This window comes from uncultured Brachyspira sp. (genome assembly GCF_944390845.1).
GTDB lineage: Bacteria > Spirochaetota > Brachyspiria > Brachyspirales > Brachyspiraceae > Brachyspira > Brachyspira pulli.
The window spans coordinates 30,136-50,952 of the sequence record NZ_CALXRM010000017.1 but is presented as its reverse complement, the minus strand read 5'-3'; the positions used below and the strand labels follow the sequence as shown (position 1 = coordinate 50,952).

The following is a 20,817-nucleotide window of genomic DNA, read 5'->3' as shown; positions in this document are numbered from 1 at the left end:
ATTATGATACACCTATGTTATACTTTAAAAAACTAAGGAATACTTAATGCAATATGTCTGGCTCCTGTGCAAAAAAATATTTTTTCTTTTATAACAATATACCTGACATATTTTTTAGGATTTTTTATCCTTTGAAGACGGCGTCCGCAATAACTGTAATTGACTTTAATATTTTATAAATATTCATAAATAAATTATTGATAAAATATTTACAATAAGAGTTAAAAAAGAATCTGCTTTATCTAATATATAATGAAGTTTTTTGTATTTATCTTTATTAATTATTTTTATAGAAAATGTTAAAATATACTTTACTATTTTTAAAAACAGTAGTATTATATTTGTAGTAATCATTTTATTACCTCGCAAGTGATATTTTGATTTTTGAGGGTAAAGTTTTGGGGACTTTACCCTCTTTTTTTATTAAATTATTTTTTTTGTATGCTTTCTACATATCTTTTATGAATAGCCTCTATATATTCGCCTAAAGACATATTGTACTTTCTTGCATAGTCTTTCATTTCATTAATACATTCTTCTGGGGCTGTAAAAGCCCAGTGCAGTTTTTTGGGTGCTTTTTTTAACTCTTCTTTTTTTTCTAATTCATTAGCCATATACAACTCCTTGATATTATTTATTTTAATATTATAATTTTAACACCAAATATATTGCTCTATATTTGGTGCTTTTAATAAGGTATTAACCTTAATCTTTGAATATGTCTATTAGAGCAATTACGGTATTAACTATAACAAATATTGCTCTAATAGCTTTTTCTAAATTAAAAGTCATAATTTACCTCCTTTTTTATTTAGTAAAAATATTTTTTTATCAGATTAAAAAATATTTTGTATCCCATACATATATAAAAAAATATAAGGAAATATCGATGGAGGGATAAAATGAAATAGAAAAAATATTTAATGAAAAATTATTTAAGCCGATAATAATTATATCTAAGAAAACAACTCTATTCTTTTTCAAAAGTCAAGCAAATTTTTTAGAATAAAAATGGAGTTGTTTTTTTATGCTTAATGCTGAAAAATATAATCTTTATGATTATTCCAAAGATGTCAATTTTATTCTTCAATTTGCTGATTATCTTTCTATAGATAAAAGCCCATCAACTGTAAAAACATATAAAAATAATATTATATATTTTTTCAAGTTCATAATTAAACAAGATAATGATTATTCTATCGCTGCGGCGTCTGAAAAAGATTATCTCTATATTTGCAGTACTGAAGTTTTATACAAAAATATAAATAAAGAACTATTAGAAAAATATATATCATATCAAACAGAACATCAATTATCATCTGATATTATTAACTGCAGAATAAATGTTGTTAAAAGTTATTTAAAGTTTTTACATAAGAAAAAAATAATAGAAGCTAAAATATTAATAGATACTTTTGATGATATAAAAAGACCTAAGCCAATAATTAAAGAACAGTTGGTAGTAAAAGCAAATCAAACTTTAGATATTATAAAAAAAATAGAAAGAACTTCAAAAGAAAGTTTCACAAATCAAAGAAATATTTTAATGATGCTTTTAATGTCAAACACAGGCATTCGCAGAAAAGAAACTGCAGGCATAGATATTAGAAATATAAATCTTGAAAACAAAACTATAACTATTTATAAAACTAAAGGAAGCAAGCCCCGCATAGTTGTTTTTTCTGATATGATTAAAGATGTATTAATTGATTATATAGCAGAACGTGATGAGATATTAAGAAAAAATAAAATTAAAGGACAGAATAATCTTTTTATAAAAAACAATGGTCATGATTTAGCAATAGAAACTATGACTATGATTATGAGAATAATATCAAAAAGAAATAAAGTAAAAATCACCTGCCATTCTTTCAGACGTGGTTTTGCAACTGACATGGCAGAGAGCGGAACAGAAACTTATTTAATAAGCAAGATGATGGGACATTCAAATATTAACACAACAACAAGCAGATATATTTATGTGCTTATGAATATGATAAAAAATGCAATGAGTAATCACCCATTTAATAAAGCAAATACAGAAAAAATAAATAGAGATAATGAAATCAAAAATATAAAAAATGATTTTCAGGAAAATATAACAAATACACTTAATACAATAGTTCTAAAAATGAATGAGCTTAATAATAGGATTGATAAACTGAGTATAAAAAATGGATAGCTAGGCTATATATTAATACCATACCGTAATACCGTATAATAAAATATAAATAAATTTATATTTGCGGACGCTTTTTTAAAAAAAATGATGTTGGTATGAATTTTTTTAAAAAATAAATAAAGAGCGGCTTATATTTCCTTATATTTTTTTACTAAGAGTATACAAAAAATAAATTATAAGGAGTGCGGTATGCAAAAATTAAAACCTGTTGTCAAAGAAGAAAAAAATATAGGGATAACTTTGAGAGTTACAAAAACAGCATTTCAAGAAATGAAGAAAGAGGCTGACAGTTTGAATATGAGAGTAAGCAAGTATTTATTAGAACTGCATAAAATGTATGTGAATGAAATATATAAAAAGTAATCAGCCTAAATAAAAAAAGGGTAAGGTTTTCCTAGAACCTTACCCTAAAAAACATCAATTACTATGGGAGTAACAAAATGTTTAACATAAATAATATAATACTATTTTTAAAAATAGTAAACAGTATTATTATATCATTAATATGTTTAATAGCAAGTATAATAATCTTTTTAATAGTTATTAATAACTGCAGTATTGAAATGAAATTAAATATTAAAAACAAACCAATATTTTATTATGAAATATTTTTTTATAAAAAATAAATAATAAAGGCTGAAACTCTGCAAAGTTCCAGCCCTGAATCCAACATATTAGGAGGTCTAATATGCAAGACACTATATTGTTTTTAGTTTTATTAATCTTGCTTATACAAGAAATAAAAAAATAAGCAATATACAGGCTAAGGTTCTGCCAAACCTTACCCTTGAAAACATCATTTTAAATGGAGATATAAAACAATGTCCTATATTAACATCAAAATTATATTACTGTTTTTAAAAATAGTAAAGTACATTTTAACTTTTTTCATCAAAATAATCAATTATGATTAAAAAATCAAAACATATATCAATATCAAAAATCATTAGAGAATATAAGCTCATTAAAAATTAACTCAAAACTTTTTGATGTAACTTTTATCATTAATTTGGTGACTTTTTATAAGATGCACGAAATGCACATGCACACTTTGTACACTTTACTGGTAAGATGCACGAAATGAACATGCACACTTTGTACACTTTACTGGTAAGATGCACGAAGTGAACATGCACGCTTTGTACACTTTACTGGTAAGATGCACGAAGTGAACATGCACGCTTTGTACACTTTACTATAAAAAATTATGATTTTATTTACTGCGTTTTTTCTATTTAGGAGCTATTTTAATTTTTAATTTATGCTATTGCGATAACATTATCAAAAATTGAGTTTTGATTTTTGATTTGAAGGGCTTTATTTGAAGCGTAGAGGCTTGTTTTTAGGGCTTTTTTAGGTTTAATATAGATTTATGTATGCCCAATTAAAAAACTTCAAAAACACGGCTTTTTTATAAATACTAGATAACTATGTTTTTTAGTTTTTTATTTTTAAAATCTTTAAATCAAAAAGAAAGTTTTTAAAGTCAGTTAGTCAGTTAACTAACTTTGCAAAAAATGTGCCAAAACAAACATACTGACAGATTGACTTACTCAAATTTATTTTATTAAAAAATTAGTTTTAAAAATTTTTTGTATTTTGTTGACTTTAAAATTATTTTGTGTATATTAGTTAATGCGGATAAAATTATTAAATGCTATCAAAAAAAGGCGTGAGAAACCTTTTAGCATTGAAGGAAAAACATGTATAATATAGTTGTATTATGCTCTGGTATATTGTATACTTTGAGTAAGGTTAATAATAGTTCTTTTAATTTAATAGCTAGAAATGCGGTACAAGTGTGAAAAACTATCTCTCAAATAGTTTATGTCCTGCTTGTATTTTGGTTTGCAATAAAAATAAAGCCTTGTACCGCTTTCTTATAGATTTTAAAAAATTCGTTAAACTTTTAAGTTTGTCAACTGATGCACTTTATATAAATTTTATCTACTTTTTTGCCGCACAAAAAAGTAGCAAAAAACGCAATCTCTATAACTTTATATTAAAAACATGCCTATTAAATATAGGGTATAACCTATAAAATGCAGTTCTTCGCGAAGCGTATTCGAGCCTGTCGAGGATATAAGCTTCTTTGTGGCAAGAAAAGAAGTGGGGTCTGGGGCAAAGCCCTAGATATAAAAAAGAAAATATAATTTTAATTTTGACAAAGTATAGTTGTTTAGGTATAGTACAATTTTTATTTATTATAAATAATTTTATTAGCAATAATTTATAAAATTACGAGCATCTGGCAAATTTATTTGTTAGATACTTTTGAGTATAAAAATTATGAGCTTCTAGTAACTTTAGTTGCTAGAACATAGTAGCGAACAATTTTTATTTATTATAAATAATTTTATTAGCAATAACTTATAAAATTACGAGCATCTGGCAAATTTATTTGCCATATACTTTGAGTATAAAAATTATGAGCTTCTAGTAACTTTAGTTACTAGAAACTTTTAGCGAATAATTTTTATTTTTAAATAAGTAATTTTATTAGCAATAATAGGAGTTTATTATGTCTAGAACTTTTTTACATCCTGATGAAGCATTAGAGTTAGTATTAAAAAATTCTGAAGATTACGGCAATGAGAAAATATCAGTGTTAAATTGTTATGACAGAGTTTTAGTTGATGATATCTATGCCATTAATGATGATCCTCCTTTCAGTAAATCTTCTATGGACGGGTATGCTTATAAAAAAGAAGATGAAAATAAAAATAGTTATGTATTGATTGAGGATAAAATTATATATGCTGGGCTTTTTGAAAAGATTGAAGTAAAAAGCGGTGAATGTGTAAAAATAATGACTGGTGCTATGATTCCGGATAATTGCGATTTCGTTCAAAGAGTGGAATGGACAGAAGAAAAAAAAGAGAATGGAAGAACTATTATTAACTTTACAAAAAAAGAAATGACTAATAATGTTATAAAAAAAGGAAATAATAAAAAATCAGGCGATAAAATATTAGATAAGAAATTTCTTCTTCCAAAAGATATTGCTATACTTGCAGGTTTTGGATATAGCGATGTTGAAGTAAAAAAGAAAATTAATGTTGCTGTGATATCTACAGGAAATGAAATAGCAAATATAGGAGATAGTTTAAAAGAAGGACAAATATACGATGCTAATGCTCCTATGCTTGTTTCAAGAACATCAGCATTATCATGCAATAGTAAATTTTATGGTAAAGTAAATGATGATGAAAAAGAAATAAAAGATATGCTATCAAAAGCAATAAAAGAAAATGATATTGTTCTTATAAGCGGCGGAGTATCTATGGGAGATTTTGATTATGTTCATAAAGAATTATTGGAACTTGGTGTTAATCAAATATTCCATGGTGTTGCTATGAAGCCAGGAAAACCTTTATTTTTTGGTAAATTAGATAAAAAGGCTGTGTTTGCCTTACCTGGAAATACTGTTTCTTCTTTTATGACTTTTGAAATAATGGTTAAATCATATATATTGAATTGTTTGGGTTTGAATCCTAAAAATAATTATATTAAAGCTGTACTTGCAGATGATTTCAAGAGAAAAGATATTGAAAGACTTGAATTCGTTCCTGTTAATTTATTTTTTGATGAAACTAAATTATCAGTTAAACTTATAAAATATAATAATTCTTCTATGATATCATCTTTTTCTGAGGCTAACGGAATACTCAAAATAGATATTGGAGTATCAGAGATTTCAAAAGGGAGCATAGTTGATGTTAGATTCCTTTGATAGAGAAATTAATTATATGCGTGTTTCGGTAACGGATAGATGCAATTTAAGATGTATTTATTGTATGCCGAAAGACGGAGTAATTAAAAAAGAACATAATGACATTATAAGTTATGAAAATATATATAATATAGTAAAAGAAGCTTCTGAATTAGGAATTAAAAAGGTTAGAATAACAGGAGGGGAGCCTTTAGTCAGAAAAAATATTGATGAGCTTGTTTCTATGATTAGATCAATAAAAAAAATAGAAACTATTGCTATGACAACAAATGCTATTTTACTTTCTAAAATTGCAGAAAAATTAAAAATATCAGGTCTTGATTCAATAAATATATCTCTTGATACTTTAGATAGTGAAAGATATAAATATATTACAAGAGGCGGAAATCTTTATGATGCTATGGAAGGAATAAAAAAAGCATCGGAATTAGGTTTTCAATTAAAAATTAATGTTGTTATATACGATGAAAAATCTAAAGAAGAACTTCCTATTATTCAAAAATATGCTGATAGTGTGAATGCTAAACTTCAGACAATACAGTATTATAATATTAACAAGCAAAAACAAGATGCAATAGAATATGACAGACCAGCAAAATGCAAATATTGTAATAGAATAAGATTATTATCAGATGGTTATTTATTAAGCTGTTTGCATAGTAATATAAAATTTAAAGTAGATTTTGATGATATAAGAGGTTCTATTATAAAATGTATTGAAGGAAAACCAGAGAATGGTGCTTATAGTGATGTAGAGTCTGTTAGTATGATAGGCGGATAATAATTTTTATATAATTATTGGAGTGAAAAAATATGAGTGATAAATTAACACATATAGATGAAAGCGGCAATGCTAATATGGTTGATGTAGGTAATAAAGATATTGTGAAAAGAACTGCAGAGGCTTCAGGAAAAATATATTTATCAAAAGAAACTCTCAAGTTAATAGAAGAAAATAATATAAAAAAAGGCGATGTTATATCAGTTGCTAGAATTGCAGGAATAATGGGTGCTAAACATACTTCCGATTTAATTCCTTTATGTCATAATATTAATATAGAAAAGGTTAGTTTAGATTTTTCTTTGGAAGAAGATGGAATAAGAATAAAGTCTTATTGCAGATGCAGTTATAAAACTGGTATAGAAATGGAAGCATTAACAGCAGTTAGTGTTGCGGCACTTACTATATGGGATATGTGTAAGGCAGTTGATAAAAATATGAAAATATCTGATATAACTCTTTTATCAAAAACTAAAGAAGAAATTATATAATTTTTTATTATAACTTTTTAAATATTGTTAAAGATTACAAAATAATACTGCTATAGAAATATGTTTTTTATAGCAGTATTTTATAATTGTTGAGTAAATAAAAAATAATAAAAAATCAATTTTATAATAATTAATACGCTTCCTATATTTTTAACATATACTTAAACAACTATATTTTGTCAAAAATAATTTTTTTAATTTTAAATATCTGCATGGCTTTGCCCACCACGCTGTGTGCTTACGCAGCACCCCACTTCTTTTGCCGACGCTCTGCGTGCCGTAGGCAAGGCACCTACTCGGTGGTGACCCAAAGAAGCAGGCACAGCCCGCCTACGGCGAAGGACTATATTTTTGCTTAAATTAATAATTTATATTATATATAAAACAATTTTAGTATGATTTAGTACTAATTTTATACTTTCACTTTCGCGAAGCGTATCCGAGCTTGTCGAGGATATAAGCAACTTTGACGAAGTCCGCAGAACGTATGCGGTGGGAAAAAGAACAATAAACAAATTGACAAACTTAAAAATTCTTAGTATATAGCTAAACAACTATATTTTGTCAATTTTTGTTTTTTCAATTTTATTGTTTGTGGTGGCTTTGCCCCCACACCCCCAGTTCTTTTGTTGGCACAAAGAACCAAAAAGACTGCATTTTTAGTTTAAATCTAGGTTATACCATACATTTAATACATATATTTTTTAATATAAAGTTCTAGCAATTGCGTTTTTTGCAACTTTTTTGTGCGGCAAAAAAGTTGATAATATTACATAATGTGCAGTAGTCGGCAAAATGAAATCGTTTCAGTATATAATAAAAATTAAATCAAAAAACTAATAAAAAAATCTTAAAAATCATTTGACATTAGAGTGCACTCCAATGCTATAATACCCTCAATTAAAAAATACAAATTAAAAGAGGTTTTAAAATGAGTAAGAAAGTATTAATAATATCATCTAGTCCTAGGAGAGGAGGAAATTCAGATTTACTATGCGATGAGTTTTTAAAAGGAGCAAAGGAAGCAGGACATGATGCAGAAAAAATATTTCTAAAAGATAAGAAAATAAATTACTGTGAAGACTGCGGTACTTGCTATAAGAATAATAAACCTTGCGTACAAAAAGATGATATGAAAGAAATATTAGATAAAATGCTTGAAGCTGATGTAATAGTAATGGCTACACCTGTGTACTTCTATACTATGAATGCTCAAATGAAAACTTTTATAGACAGATGCGTTACAAAATATTTAGAAATTAAAAATAAAGATTTTTATTTCATTGCAACAGCTGCTACAGAAGATGAAAAAGAAATGGTTAGAACTATTGACGGATTTAGAGGCTTCTTGGATTGTTTAGAAGATGTAAGAGAAAAAGGTGTTATATTAGCACATAGTGTTTGGAATAAAGAAGAAGTTAAAGATAAAAAATATATGCAGGACGCTTATAATTTGGGATTAAATGTTTAATAAAATGTTTAATAAATTGTATTGATGGGGTGGAAAGTGAGCGACATAAGTTACTCGGATTTAAATAATAACATAAAAACTAATTATATGTTTTCTAATAAATATCTTATTAAATTATTCATTCCTCTTATTATAGAAGTTTTTTTGGAATATTTAGTAGGATTAATAGATTCTATAATGGTTGCTAATGTCGGAGAATCAGCTGTATCTGCAGTATTTTTGGTTGATTTTGTTATAGCATTTCTTATTAGCATATTTGCTGCTATTGCTACAGGAGGAGCTGTTGCAAGCGGTCAATATATAGGAGCTAAAAATATAGAAAAAGCAGATGATTCTATTAATCAGTTAATAAGATTTTTAATATTATTTTCTGTAGTTATAACAATATTTATATATTTGTTTAGAGATGCTATATTAAGTACATTATTCGGAAGCATTACAGACGAAGTTAGAAACGATGCAAATATTTATATGCTAATAGTGGCAGCTTCAATACCATTTCTGGCTATTTATAACGGCGGAGCTTCTATGTTTAGAACTATAGGGAATTCAAAAATATCAATGAAAATTATGATATCTATGAATATTCTTAATGTGATAGGAAATGCTGTTTTAATTTATGTATTTAAAATGGGTATAGCAGGAGCAGCAATATCTACATTAGTAAGCAGGGTAGGTTCGGCATTAATAATTATAATATTGGGACTTAATGAAAAAAATCTTATATATATAAAAAATAAAATAATGTATAAGATGGATTTAAATACAATAAAAAGAATATTATCAGTAGGCATTCCTTATGGTATAGAAAATGGAATGTTTTATTTGGGAAGACTTCTTATATTGAGTTTAATATCTACATTTGGAACTGCTTCAATAGCTGCTAATTCTGTTTCTACATTAATAGCTAGTTTTGAAGTTTTACCCGGAATGGCTATAGGTTTAGGACTTACTACTGTTATATCACAATGTGTAGGTGCTAATGACTATAATCAAACTAAATATTATGCTAAAAAAATTATAGCTATTATTTATGTATCTCAAACTATAACGAGTATTATAATATTGGCTCTTTTGCCTTTTATACTTAATATTTATCATTTATCAGCAGAGGCTACTTCATATACTTATAAATTATCATGGTATCATGCTATTATGATGATTATATGGCCTTTGGGATATTCTTTGCCTGTGGTATTTAGAGCATCAGGAGATGCAAAATTTCCTATGATAGTTGCTTCGGTTTCAATGGTATTATGCAGAATAGTATTAGCTTATGTATTTGCATTATACTTTAAAATGGGTATGATTGGAACTTGGATAGCTATGTTTGTAGATTGGATATTAAAGGCTATTATATTTACTTATAGATATTTTAGTAATAAATGGATAAAGTTTGTACATGATTAATTTATGTATATAATTTTATATTCATTCAATTTTTATTAAAGTCTTATAAAGTTATCTATATATTTTTATGTTTTGTCAAAATTTATTTTTTATTTTGACAAAACATAATTAGTTTATTAAACAAACTTTATTTTTAATTAAAACGGAAATATGAAACCTGATCAACTATATTATTTGATTTTTCTAATACATCTCTGCTGGCATCAGCACCTTCATGGGCAATTTTAGATGTATCTTGAGTTATTCTGTTTATTTCTATAACAGCAGTATTTATTTCAGATACACTGTTTTCTTCTTTTATTATCGCACTTGATATTTCTGTTAATAATGTAAGCACTTCATTAACCGATGCTTCTATTTGATTCAATATATATGATGAGGCCTGAACAGAAGTACTTCCCATTTGTATTTTCTCTATAGTTTCATTTGCTATATTTGTGATATCCTTAGCTGCATTTCCAACATTGATTGCTAAGTTTCTTACTTCACTTGCTACAACAGCAAATCCTTTTCCTTGATCACCAGCACGTGCAGCTTCTACAGAGGCATTTAATGCTAATATATTAGTTTGAAAAGCAATAGACTCTATTATTTTAGTTATATCAGATATCTTTTTACTGTATTCAGATATTTCTTCCATATTATGAGAAGTAGCATTTATAGCATTAACTCCGTTTCTTGTTGCATTAGATACTTTTTCACTCATGCTTTTTGCATTACCGGCATTTTCTGCTGTTTCTCTAAGAGATGAAAATACAAATTCTATGGATCTTGTTAATTCTTCTAATGAACTTGCCTGAGATGTTGCTCTGTCAGATAAATTTATATTTCCATTTGTAATTATATTTACAGAATTATTTATTCCATTAATTTCATCTTTCATGCCATGAATTATATTTCCAAGCTGTTTTTGCATTTCATTTAATGCTCTTATAACATCTCCAGTTTGATCTTTCTTATGTAATTCTATTTCATTGAAAGAAGTATTGAAATTACCTTTTGACATTGACTGTATTATTGATATTGTATTATCTAATGTATTTGATATTGGTGTAGCTATCATAATAACCAATATGGTTTCAATAGAAGATAGTAATATAAATACAAATACAACAAGTAAGCCTAATTTAAAAAGAGAACTGTTTAAATCACTGTTTTGAATAATAGCAAATAAATACCAAGTACTGTTTTTTATATTCATTGATATATAAGAATTTTTGTTTCCTATCCATTCATAAGAAGCATTATTTAACATATCATTTTTATGAGGAGCTACTATACTGTTATTGAATATATTTTCTTTTAGTATATAACTTTCATTATTACTGAATATGTATAGACCATTTTCATTTACAATACTTATATCATAATTGTATTTTTTTGATTCTTCTAAAGTATTTGATATTAATTTGAAGAAATCCACATCTATTCCAACTACACCATATAATTGTCCGTCTATATATATTGCTCTTGAAAAAGTTATGACCACCTTTTTTGTAATAGCATCAATATAAGGTTCTGATATAACTATTTTATTTTCTGCTAATGCTTTTTTATACCATTCTTTAACTGTTTGGTCATAGTCGCTTGGTAATTGTCCAACAATATTTAATACAGTCCCTCCATTTTTAAAAGGAACATCATCAGCATAATATATATTCATTAAATCCTTTTCTTCATCCAATACATTTGCAAATACCGATGCCAACTTGTTCAGATCAGTTTCTTTTTCTACATAAGAACAAAATATATTTATTCTGCCGTATAATGAAGATATATTATTTTCTAATTCATTTGATATATTAGCTACATTATATCTGTTTGAATTTAAAAACCTTATTTTATATTGCGGAAAATATGCCATATATACTGCAATACAAATAATTCCAAGTGATATTGTATACGGTATCAAAAATTTTAATATTAAACTATTTCCTTTAGATTTTTTTAAACTTCCTTTTGACATTAACTCAACCCCTTCATTTAATCTACTATCAATTCTTTTATAAAAGAATAATGCAAATACTATAAACTATTATAAAAAATAGTAAATACTATTATCTAAAATAATTAATTATATAATATTGATATTTTGATGATATTATGTTAATATGTTATGTAAACTATATTATGATAATAAGATTATGATAACTAATACGGAAAATAATATAAAAGATAATTATTTAAAAGAAAATTTAATAGCATATATTGGTAATAAAAGAAGACTTCTTCCTTTCATAGAAAGAACTATTTTCAGTATTCTAGAAGAAGATAATACTATTAATACTGCACTTGATTTATTTGCAGGAAGCGGCAGTGTGTCAAGACTTTTAAAAACTATGAATTTGGAAGTTTATTCAAATGATTGGGAATATTATTCTTATGTTTTAAACTATGCTCACCTTACAATTAATATTAAAGATTTAAATAATATGTTTATTCATACCGGAGGGGTAAATAATACTATAGATATGATTAATAATATTGATTTTATTAATGATGAAGACAGATATATATCCAAATACTATGCTCCTTTAGATGATGATAATCCTGATTTATTGAATGAAAGACTTTTTTATACTCAGTATAATGCTTCAAGAATAGATATTATAAGACATAATGTAGAAGAACTTTACAAAAATAAAGTTATAAATCAAAAAGAGTATTATTATTTGATAGCTTCTATCATATATGAATCAGCAACTCATACAAATACATCTGGTGTTTTTAAAGCTTTTCATGCTGGTTTCGGAGGAAGAAATAAAGATGCTTTAAATAGAATATTATCTCATATATCATTAAAGCAGATTCCTTTATTTCAAGGAAAGAAATGTCATGCAAGTATGTTAGATGCTAATGAATTTGTGAAGCAAAATAAGAATAAGCATTTTGATTTAGTATATTTAGACCCGCCTTATAATCAGCATCAATATGGAAGTAATTATCATTTATTAAATACAATAGCTTTATGGGATAAGCCTGCTATTAATAAAGATATTTATATTGATGGAAAGAAAACTAATAAAGGCGGAATTAGAAAGGATTGGATAAAAACTAAATCATTGTATTGTTATAAAAAAACTGCAAAAGATGCTTTAATGAATTTGATAAATAATATAGATGCTAATCATATTATTATGAGTTATTCTACTGACGGCATAATAGAATATGATGATTTAATTTCTATGCTTGAAAGTGTGGGTAAGCTGGATATTGTTACTTCTGAGTATACTAAGTATAGAGGTGCTAAAAGGTCTGTAGTCAATAAAACTAAAAATGTTGAATATTTATTCGTTGTTAATACTAGAAAGAAAAAATCTCATTCAAATAATATAAATAAAAATTTAAAATATATAGAAAATATAAGATTGAAATTAGAAAGTCCTTTAGATTGTTCTAAGGATAGTATTGTATTTGATTATGATAGAAATGATATTCTAGTATTAGATTTACAGTATTCAACTCATATAATAAATAAAGAAGAAATATGCAGAAAACTTCAGAATAAAAGTTTAGAATATATAAAAATGTTTTCTTTATTTTTGGATAGATATATAAAAGAAGATAATATTAGTGCATTACAAGTATATGCCTATCATTTTAATGCTGCTATATTGGCTAATAATGTAAAGCTTATAAAGTATTTTGGTGAATATATATTAAAAGTTTACACTAGATTATGTTCTAAAAAATCTAATGAGTATTTAGTTGATATAACAAATAATATTTTAGATATTATGTCATATTGTCAAAATAAAGAAATAAGCATAATTGATAAGATAAGAAAAAGAATAATATATAATATAACGCATTCTAATATACCGGAAAATAACAAAAATAAATTACTGGTGAGACTTGAAAAATAATTAAAACATATTATATTATTATCCGTTGAATAAATAAATATAAAATTCATTATAAATTGAAAAGTAAAATATGTATAATATAGTAATTAAGATTTTATTTATATTTTGCTGCTTAAATGCAGTACTGTTATATTCTCAAAATAATTCAGATGTAGAATTGGCTTTAAAATCTATTAATGAAATAAGAGAAAATGATGGGTTATATCCTTTAGAAATAAGTGAAGAATTAAATAATATAGCTAATATAAGGGCAAAAGAGCTTGCTATTAGTTTTTCTCATGTAAGGCCCAATAATACTAGGTATGATGAGCTTCTTTATGAAAATAGAATAAGAGTATTTTCATCAGATGAGAATATTGCATATAGGTTTAAAAATGCTGAAACTGTTGTAAGTTACTGGATGAATTCGCATCAATATAAACTGAATATACTGAGTGATAAATTTACACATCTTGGAATATCACATTATGCTATTAATGGTGAAGACTTTTGGGTAATTATATTCGCCCAGCTAAGAAGATTGAATTAATTTATTTTAATTATTTAATTCTAATATAGTGTCAAGTATTTTCTTTCTAAGCAATTCTATATTAATATTGTTTCTGGCACTTATAAACATTGAATCATCATAAGAAGTTGATATTTTATTTTTTTGTATTTCATCTATATCATCAACTTTATTAAATACAACAATACGTTTTATATGTGAGGCATCTATTTCTTTAATAATGCTTTCAACTTGAATCATTTTTTCTTCTATATTTTCATCGCTTGAATCAACCAAATGAAGAAGTAAATCAGCCTCAACAACTTCTGATAGAGTAGATTTAAATGAAGCTACCAAAGTATGAGGAAGTCTGTCTATAAAACCAACTGTATCGCTTATTATAACTTCTACAGGGGTATCATCGCTTATATATAATTTTCTTGTATGTGTGTCTAAAGTAGCAAATAATTTATCTTCAACATATACACTTTCTTTACAAAGTAAATTAAATAAGGTGCTTTTACCAGCATTTGTATAACCTACTATTGCTATTCTGAATGTACTTCCTCTGCCTTTTCTTCCAGTGCTTGCTGATTTTTCCACTCTGCTTAATTGTGATTTTAATTTATGTATTCTTTCTCTTGCTCGTCTTCTGTCATATTCCAATTGCTTTTCACCAGCACCGCCTCTTAAACCGATACCGCCTTTTATTTGGCTTAAATTAGTTCTTTTACCTTTTAATCTAGGGTATTCAAATTCCAAGAATGCCAATTCTACCTGCATTTTAGCAGTCATGGTTTTGGCACGCATAGCGAATATTTCTAATATTATTTCAGTTCTTGTTAATGCAGTTATATTAGAACCTTCTTCTATAGCATTAACCTGTGAACCGCTTAATTCATTATCAAATATGAAATATTCTACACCGTCAGTTACAGCACTTTCTTTAAGACTTTCTAATTTACCAGTACCTATATATGTTCCGGCAGTTATTTTTTGCTGTATAAAAGAGTATCTATTAACGACTTCATAACCAGCAGTATCACATAACATAGAAAGCTCATTAAGTATATTATTTATATTTATTTTACTGTTTCTATACTGTTTACTGTCTGCTACAAATATTATATATGCTTTTTTTGGTTTGTTTAATTCTTCGTTCATAAAAAATCGTTACCTAATTACTAATGAATTATAAAGTTCTATTGTTTTATCAGATAAATATTGCTTTTTGCTCAATACAAACTGTATAGATTCTAACACAACATCTAAGAATGCCCCGTCAAAATCTATGAATATTTTTTCTCTAATTCTATCAGCAGCTTCAAGTTTGCGTGTAGGTTCAAGATAATCAGATGCATATATTATTTTTTCAAGCATAGTCATATTTCCATGTCCTACAGTATGACTTTCTATAGCATCTATAATTTCTTTATCTGTTATATTAAATTCTTTTTCTGTTATTATAGCACTTACTCTGGCATGCAATAAAGCTCCTGTTATATAATTAGGATATTCCATTTTATCATTTTCAAGTATTATTTTACGCATTTCATCATCTTTGTATCTTTTTCCTAAATCATGACATAATGCGGCAAGTGAAGCTTTATTTGTATCTGCATTATATTTTTCAGCTATTTCAATAGAAAGCTCCCTAGTTGAAAGTATATGTTTTTCTCTAAATGGTAAATATTTTTCTATATAATTTTTTATTTCTAATTCTTGATTAGTAAATTCTTTCATTATCGCACTCTGATTATTAATTATTTTTATTGAATTATTTTATTATACTGAAATTATTTTGTCAATTTATTTTGCTTAAGTTTTTATTTTATATGAATTATAAAAATATATTTTAATTTTTTAGTAATTTTTCTCAATTTGTATTATTTTTTACTTGACAAAAACTATTATTTAATGTATTGTTAGAGTATACGAACATTAGTAAAAGGAGTTATAAATGAGTTTAATAAATAAAAAACTTATAGATTTTAAAGTAGAAGCTTATCAAGACGGAGAATTCAAAACAGTTGAAACTAAAGATGTTTTGGGAAAATGGAGTGTATTCTTCTTTTATCCAGCAGACTTTACTTTTGTATGTCCTACAGAATTAGCTGATTTAGGAACAGTATATGATGAATTAAAGAAAATTAATTGTGAAGTATATTCAGTTTCTGAAGATACACATTTTGTACACAAAGCTTGGGCAGATGCTACACCAACTATTAAAAATCTTAAATATACAATGCTAGGAGATCCAACAGGAGTATTAGCAAAATTCTTTGAAGTATATGTAGAAGAAGAAGGTAAAGCATTACGCGGAAGCTTTATTGTAAACCCACAAGGTGAAATCAAAGCTTATGAAGTACATGACATGGGAATCGGTAGAGATGCTAATGAATTATTACGTAAAGTTCAGGCTGCTCAATATGTAGCTGAACATGGCGGAGAAGTTTGTCCTGCTAAATGGAAACCAGGTGCTAGCACTTTGAAACCAGGAATTGATTTAGTTGGTAAACTATAATTATTGTAAATATACCATAAATGAAAAGGGCATATAATTAATTTTATATGCCCTTATTTTTTATAATAACTTTAATTTGTTAATAATTTTTCTATATTTTTGAATCCTTTAGTTTTAGCATAATATAAGGCATCATTACCATTATTATCTTTTATATTTTTATCGGCACCATGCTTTAAAAGTAATTTCACTATCTCAACATAATTTTTACTGTCATTACCTAATATTACAACTTCAAGTAAGGCTGTCCAAGATAATTTATTTATATGATTAACATTTATATCAGTATTTTCAAGTAAAAATCTAACAGTTTCTAAATGTCCTTTTTCGCATGCTGGTATTAAGGCATTTCCTCCATAAATATTAAGAACATTTATACTATCAGCTTTTTTATATAATAATTTTAATATATCAAGCAAGCCTCTGGCACCTGCATATAAAAAAGGAGAGTTCAGATTTTCATCTTGTATATTAACATCAGCATTATTATTCACTAAAAGTTTCACCATATTTATATCATTTTTATAAACGGCTATCATTAAAGCAGTTCTTTTTCTATTGTCTTGAATATTTATATCAATTCCATTTTTTATATATTTAGATACTGCATTAATGTCACCTCGGTGTACAGCATTAAAAAAATCTGTATTTCCAAAAAGATTTGCTGATATAAATAATATTATAATTGCAGAATAATTTATAATTTTTATCATTGTTTTTTCCTATTTATTTTATTATTATATACTAAAAATTTTTAAGTTTGTCAAATGATGCACTTTATGTAAATTTTATCTACTTTTTTGCCGCATACGCTCTGCGGACTTCGTCAAAGTAGCTATATCCTCGGCAAGCTCGGATACGCTTTGCGAAAACGCAATCGCTATAACTTTATACTAAAAAAACATGCCGATTAAATGTAGGATATACCATAAAAATGCAGTCTTTTTGGTTCTTTGTGCCAACAAAAGAACTGGGGTACTTGAGAAGCACACAGAGTGGTGGGCAAAGCCCCAGATATAAAAACAAAAATATAAATTTATTTTGGACAAAATATAGTTGTTTAGGTATATATAAATAAGCTGATAATCAACTTTATATCAATTATCAGCTTTTATTTTTATTTAACTATATTATAAAATTATAAAGCAGCATTTAAAGAATCAATATCAAATACAGGTAATGCTTCAATATCAGGAGTAATTTTTTTACTCATACCAATCAATACTTTTCCAGGACCGCATTCAAATACTTTAGTAATTCCTAATTTCTGCATATTGATCATACTGTCATACCATCTAACAGTAGAGAACATTTGTTTATATAAATTTTCTTTAATAGAGTCAAATTCATGAACTTCAGCTGTAACATTTGATAAAACTTTATTTTCATTATTATGGAATTCTATTTTTTCTAAGAATTCTTTTAAACTGTCAGCAGCAGGTTTCATAAATGGTGAATGGAAAGCACCAGATACTTTTAAAGGAAGTACTCTTTTAGCACCAGCTTCCTGAAGTTTTGGAGTAACTGCTTCAATAGCACTTAATAATCCGGATATAACTATTTGATCTTTTAAGTTATAATTAGCTGCAACAACTTCTTTATTTTCAGGCATGCATTTTGCTACATCATCATAAGTTAATCCTAATACAGCAGCCATACCATAAGGAGCATCAGCACCAGCTTTAGCCATTAATAAACCTCTTGTTCTAGCAATTTTTACTGCATCTTCAAATGATATATAACCAGCAGCTGAAAGAGCAGTGATTTCTCCTAAACTGTGTCCTGCAAATAAATTACCTTTAACACCTTTAGCTTTTAAAGCTTCATAAGCAGCCATACCAACAGTAACTAAAGCAGGCTGAGTATTTTCAGTCTTTTTAAGGTCTTCTTCAGTTCCTTCAAAACATAATGCTTTAATATCTACATCATCTAAAATATTAGCAGCCTTATCAAATATTGCTTTAGATTCAGCAATATTATCATATAAAGATTTTCCCATACCTACACTTTGAGAACCTTGACCAGGAAATAGAAAAGCTATATTAGACATATTTATTCTCCTTTTTAATATATTTTTTATTAACATAATTGTTTTATAAAATATTAACAAAAAACTGCACTTTTATCAAGATATTAATTTGATTTTGATGATTCTTATATTAGTTATATGATTTTAATTAAAGTTACAACATTCTAATCTGTAAACAACAATTTATATTTCTACAATTGACATTTTATATTAAATTGATTATCTTTAAATGATAAACAATTAAAATGTTCGGAGTATTGGTATGAATATGAGTGATGAGAAAAAATCTAAATATATGATAATTGAAGGTATTGTATCTGTTATCGTTAACATAGTATTGTTTGTTTTTAAATATGCAGTAGGGGTTTTGACTGGATCTCTTTCTATTATGGCAGATGCATGGCATTCATTGAGTGACTGTATAAGCAGTGTTATTGTTATTATAGGCGGAATATTCTCTAAAAGACCGCCTGATGAAGAACATCCATTCGGACATGGAAGAATAGAACTTATAACAAGTTTTATAGTTGGAATAATGCTTGTATTTATAGGTTATAGTTTCTTTTCTGAAGCTATAAAAAATATTATGAATAAAAAAACAGCTTCATTTACAACTATGGCTATAATTGCTATGGTAGTTTCTATACTTATAAAAGAATTGTTGGCTCAATATTCTTTTTGGGGATATAGAAAATCTGGTTCTAAATCATTATATGCTGATGCTTGGCACCATAGAAGCGACAGTATTACATCTATAATTATATTGGTTGGTATTGTATTCGGTAAAAGTTTCTGGTGGATAGACAGTGTTTTAAGTATATTAGTTTCACTTGTAATATTTTATGCTGCTTATGATGTTATTAGATCCAGTGTAAAACCATTAATAGGTGAAAGTCCTTCAGAGGATATTATAAAAGAAATAAATAATATTGCCAATGAACTTAATATAAACAGCGATTCTACTAATTTGCACCATTTTCATATACATACTTATGGGGCACATACAGAAATTACTTTCCATATGCGTTTTCCTCAAGATATGACTGTACTTGAAGCACATAAGAATGCTAGTACTTTTGAGAATGCTATTAGAGAAAAGTTAAATATAGAGCCTACTATACATATAGAAGCTTATAAATAATTTTAATATATACCTAAACAACTATATTTTGTCAAAAATAAAATTATATTTTCTTTTTTATATATGGGGCTTTGCCTACCACTCTGTGTGCTTACGCAAGACCCAACTTCTTTGCGACTGCATGGAGTCCCTGTGGTATGCCACAGACGAAGCCAGCCTACGGAGAGAAGCAAAAAGGCTATATTTGACTTGACGAAGTACACCTTTAGGTGTGCTTAAATTAATAGTTTATATTACATGTAAAATAAAATTAGTATGATTTAGTACTAATTCTATCCTTGCACTTTCGCGAAGCGTATCCGAGCCTGTTGAGGATATAAGGTTTTTTTTGCAGCCAAAAGAGTATTATAATACTTCATAAACTTTTATAGGCTTTGTGAAAGAGTGCATTTTTTACTTAAAACTAGGGTATTATACCATATTTGATGCATATTCTTAAAATATTAATCTGTAGTATTTGCGTTTGCAGCGACCGAAGGGAGTACCTGATGAAGTCCACCGTAGGTGTATGTATGGCAGCAACTTTGGCGAAGCCCGCAGAGTGTATGCGTCAAAAAAGTTGATAATGCATTTATAAAAATATAGAAATTTATAAAATATAGTTATTTAGGTATATTAATAGAAATATTACAGTTTTGCATCAAAATATATATGTTTTGCTATATTAAGTATATTAATATGATAAAAAAGCATTTAAATTTA

17 protein-coding genes are annotated in these 20,817 nt (G+C 26.6%); 11 read left to right on the top strand and 6 right to left on the bottom strand.

Annotated features, from left to right (window positions below; translation table 11 throughout):
• Positions 1–428 precede the first annotated feature (428 nt).
• Positions 429–614: a ligand-binding protein SH3 gene (locus Q0K52_RS05340; protein WP_297297237.1), complete on the bottom strand. Its 186-nt coding sequence runs from the start codon at positions 612–614 to the stop codon at positions 429–431.
• 413 nt (positions 615–1,027) lie between these two features.
• Between Q0K52_RS05340 and Q0K52_RS05335 the strand changes: the two genes are divergently transcribed.
• From Q0K52_RS05335 to Q0K52_RS05305, 7 genes are all read left to right on the top strand, one after another.
• Positions 1,028–2,182 carry a site-specific integrase gene (locus Q0K52_RS05335; RefSeq protein WP_297297235.1) on the top strand — a complete coding sequence of 385 codons (1,155 nt, stop codon included), beginning with the start codon at positions 1,028–1,030 and terminating at the stop codon, positions 2,180–2,182.
• Positions 2,183–2,371: 189 nt separating this feature from the next.
• Positions 2,372–2,545 carry a hypothetical protein gene (locus Q0K52_RS05330; RefSeq protein ID WP_297297233.1) on the top strand — a complete coding sequence of 58 codons (174 nt, stop codon included), beginning with the start codon at positions 2,372–2,374 and terminating at the stop codon, positions 2,543–2,545.
• 2,158 nt (positions 2,546–4,703) lie between these two features.
• Entirely contained in the window at positions 4,704–5,915 is a 1,212-nt protein-coding gene (locus Q0K52_RS05325; protein ID WP_297297231.1) for a molybdopterin molybdotransferase MoeA, read from the top strand.
• Entirely contained in the window at positions 5,899–6,696 is a 798-nt protein-coding gene (locus tag Q0K52_RS05320; RefSeq protein ID WP_297297229.1) for a GTP 3',8-cyclase MoaA, read from the top strand. Before Q0K52_RS05325 ends, Q0K52_RS05320 begins: the two co-directional genes overlap by 17 nt.
• Before the next feature lie 32 nt (positions 6,697–6,728).
• The gene (gene moaC, locus Q0K52_RS05315) at positions 6,729–7,187 is read left to right on the top strand and encodes a cyclic pyranopterin monophosphate synthase MoaC (RefSeq protein WP_297297227.1); all 459 of its coding nucleotides are present in this window, start codon (positions 6,729–6,731) and stop codon (positions 7,185–7,187) included.
• 931 nt (positions 7,188–8,118) lie between these two features.
• Positions 8,119–8,658, top strand: coding sequence for a flavodoxin family protein (locus Q0K52_RS05310; RefSeq protein ID WP_297297225.1), 540 nt, complete (start codon positions 8,119–8,121; stop codon positions 8,656–8,658).
• A gap of 36 nt (positions 8,659–8,694) precedes the next feature.
• Entirely contained in the window at positions 8,695–10,068 is a 1,374-nt protein-coding gene (locus Q0K52_RS05305; protein WP_297297223.1) for an MATE family efflux transporter, read from the top strand.
• A 133-nt stretch (positions 10,069–10,201) separates the two neighbouring features.
• Here the strand turns inward: Q0K52_RS05305 and Q0K52_RS05300 are convergent, their stop codons facing one another.
• Positions 10,202–12,034 carry a methyl-accepting chemotaxis protein gene (locus tag Q0K52_RS05300; protein WP_297297221.1) on the bottom strand — a complete coding sequence of 611 codons (1,833 nt, stop codon included), beginning with the start codon at positions 12,032–12,034 and terminating at the stop codon, positions 10,202–10,204.
• A gap of 178 nt (positions 12,035–12,212) precedes the next feature.
• On the opposite strand from Q0K52_RS05300, the gene Q0K52_RS05295 reads away from it, so the two are divergent.
• Both Q0K52_RS05295 and Q0K52_RS05290 read left to right on the top strand, forming a co-directional pair.
• A complete protein-coding gene (locus Q0K52_RS05295; protein WP_297297218.1) occupies positions 12,213–13,934 on the top strand; it encodes a DNA adenine methylase in 1,722 nt (573 codons plus the stop codon).
• A gap of 70 nt (positions 13,935–14,004) precedes the next feature.
• Positions 14,005–14,463 carry a CAP domain-containing protein gene (locus tag Q0K52_RS05290; protein ID WP_297297216.1) on the top strand — a complete coding sequence of 153 codons (459 nt, stop codon included), beginning with the start codon at positions 14,005–14,007 and terminating at the stop codon, positions 14,461–14,463.
• 6 nt (positions 14,464–14,469) lie between these two features.
• On the opposite strand, the gene hflX is transcribed toward Q0K52_RS05290, so the two are convergent.
• Both hflX and yqeK read right to left on the bottom strand, forming a co-directional pair.
• On the bottom strand, positions 14,470–15,585 hold the full coding sequence (gene hflX, locus Q0K52_RS05285) for a GTPase HflX (protein ID WP_297297214.1): 1,116 nt from the start codon (positions 15,583–15,585) through the stop codon (positions 14,470–14,472).
• Positions 15,586–15,594: 9 nt separating this feature from the next.
• A complete protein-coding gene (yqeK, locus tag Q0K52_RS05280; protein WP_297297212.1) occupies positions 15,595–16,164 on the bottom strand; it encodes a bis(5'-nucleosyl)-tetraphosphatase (symmetrical) YqeK in 570 nt (189 codons plus the stop codon).
• Between the two features lie 217 nt (positions 16,165–16,381).
• On the opposite strand from yqeK, the gene ahpC reads away from it, so the two are divergent.
• A complete protein-coding gene (gene ahpC, locus Q0K52_RS05275) occupies positions 16,382–16,945 on the top strand; it encodes an alkyl hydroperoxide reductase subunit C (RefSeq protein WP_297297210.1) in 564 nt (187 codons plus the stop codon).
• Between the two features lie 71 nt (positions 16,946–17,016).
• Here the strand turns inward: ahpC and Q0K52_RS05270 are convergent, their stop codons facing one another.
• On the bottom strand, positions 17,017–17,658 hold the full coding sequence (locus Q0K52_RS05270; protein WP_297297207.1) for an ankyrin repeat domain-containing protein: 642 nt from the start codon (positions 17,656–17,658) through the stop codon (positions 17,017–17,019).
• 425 nt (positions 17,659–18,083) lie between these two features.
• Positions 18,084–18,995 carry an ACP S-malonyltransferase gene (gene fabD / locus Q0K52_RS05265; protein WP_297297205.1) on the bottom strand — a complete coding sequence of 304 codons (912 nt, stop codon included), beginning with the start codon at positions 18,993–18,995 and terminating at the stop codon, positions 18,084–18,086.
• Positions 18,996–19,236: 241 nt separating this feature from the next.
• Between fabD and Q0K52_RS05260 the strand changes: the two genes are divergently transcribed.
• On the top strand, positions 19,237–20,115 hold the full coding sequence (locus tag Q0K52_RS05260) for a cation diffusion facilitator family transporter (RefSeq protein ID WP_297297203.1): 879 nt from the start codon (positions 19,237–19,239) through the stop codon (positions 20,113–20,115).
• Positions 20,116–20,817: the final 702 nt, after the last annotated feature.

What these genes read in the sequence shown, in the direction of transcription:
- Q0K52_RS05310 (WP_297297225.1), top strand. Translation starts at nt 8,119, where the DNA reads ATGAGTAAGAAAGTATTAATAATATCATCTAGTCCTAGGAGAGGAGGA.
- Q0K52_RS05335 (WP_297297235.1), top strand. Translation starts at nt 1,028, where the DNA reads ATGCTTAATGCTGAAAAATATAATCTTTATGATTATTCCAAAGATGTC.
- ahpC (WP_297297210.1), top strand. Translation starts at nt 16,382, where the DNA reads ATGAGTTTAATAAATAAAAAACTTATAGATTTTAAAGTAGAAGCTTAT.
- Q0K52_RS05340 (WP_297297237.1), bottom strand. Translation starts at nt 614, where the DNA reads ATGGCTAATGAATTAGAAAAAAAAGAAGAGTTAAAAAAAGCACCCAAA.
- Q0K52_RS05320 (WP_297297229.1), top strand. Translation starts at nt 5,899, where the DNA reads ATGTTAGATTCCTTTGATAGAGAAATTAATTATATGCGTGTTTCGGTA.
- Q0K52_RS05260 (WP_297297203.1), top strand. Translation starts at nt 19,237, where the DNA reads ATGAATATGAGTGATGAGAAAAAATCTAAATATATGATAATTGAAGGT.
- Q0K52_RS05295 (WP_297297218.1), top strand. Translation starts at nt 12,213, where the DNA reads ATGATAACTAATACGGAAAATAATATAAAAGATAATTATTTAAAAGAA.
- Q0K52_RS05290 (WP_297297216.1), top strand. Translation starts at nt 14,005, where the DNA reads ATGTATAATATAGTAATTAAGATTTTATTTATATTTTGCTGCTTAAAT.
- yqeK (WP_297297212.1), bottom strand. Translation starts at nt 16,164, where the DNA reads ATGAAAGAATTTACTAATCAAGAATTAGAAATAAAAAATTATATAGAA.
- Q0K52_RS05270 (WP_297297207.1), bottom strand. Translation starts at nt 17,658, where the DNA reads ATGATAAAAATTATAAATTATTCTGCAATTATAATATTATTTATATCA.
- Q0K52_RS05330 (WP_297297233.1), top strand. Translation starts at nt 2,372, where the DNA reads ATGCAAAAATTAAAACCTGTTGTCAAAGAAGAAAAAAATATAGGGATA.
- moaC (WP_297297227.1), top strand. Translation starts at nt 6,729, where the DNA reads ATGAGTGATAAATTAACACATATAGATGAAAGCGGCAATGCTAATATG.
- Q0K52_RS05325 (WP_297297231.1), top strand. Translation starts at nt 4,704, where the DNA reads ATGTCTAGAACTTTTTTACATCCTGATGAAGCATTAGAGTTAGTATTA.
- hflX (WP_297297214.1), bottom strand. Translation starts at nt 15,585, where the DNA reads ATGAACGAAGAATTAAACAAACCAAAAAAAGCATATATAATATTTGTA.
- fabD (WP_297297205.1), bottom strand. Translation starts at nt 18,995, where the DNA reads ATGTCTAATATAGCTTTTCTATTTCCTGGTCAAGGTTCTCAAAGTGTA.
- Q0K52_RS05300 (WP_297297221.1), bottom strand. Translation starts at nt 12,034, where the DNA reads ATGTCAAAAGGAAGTTTAAAAAAATCTAAAGGAAATAGTTTAATATTA.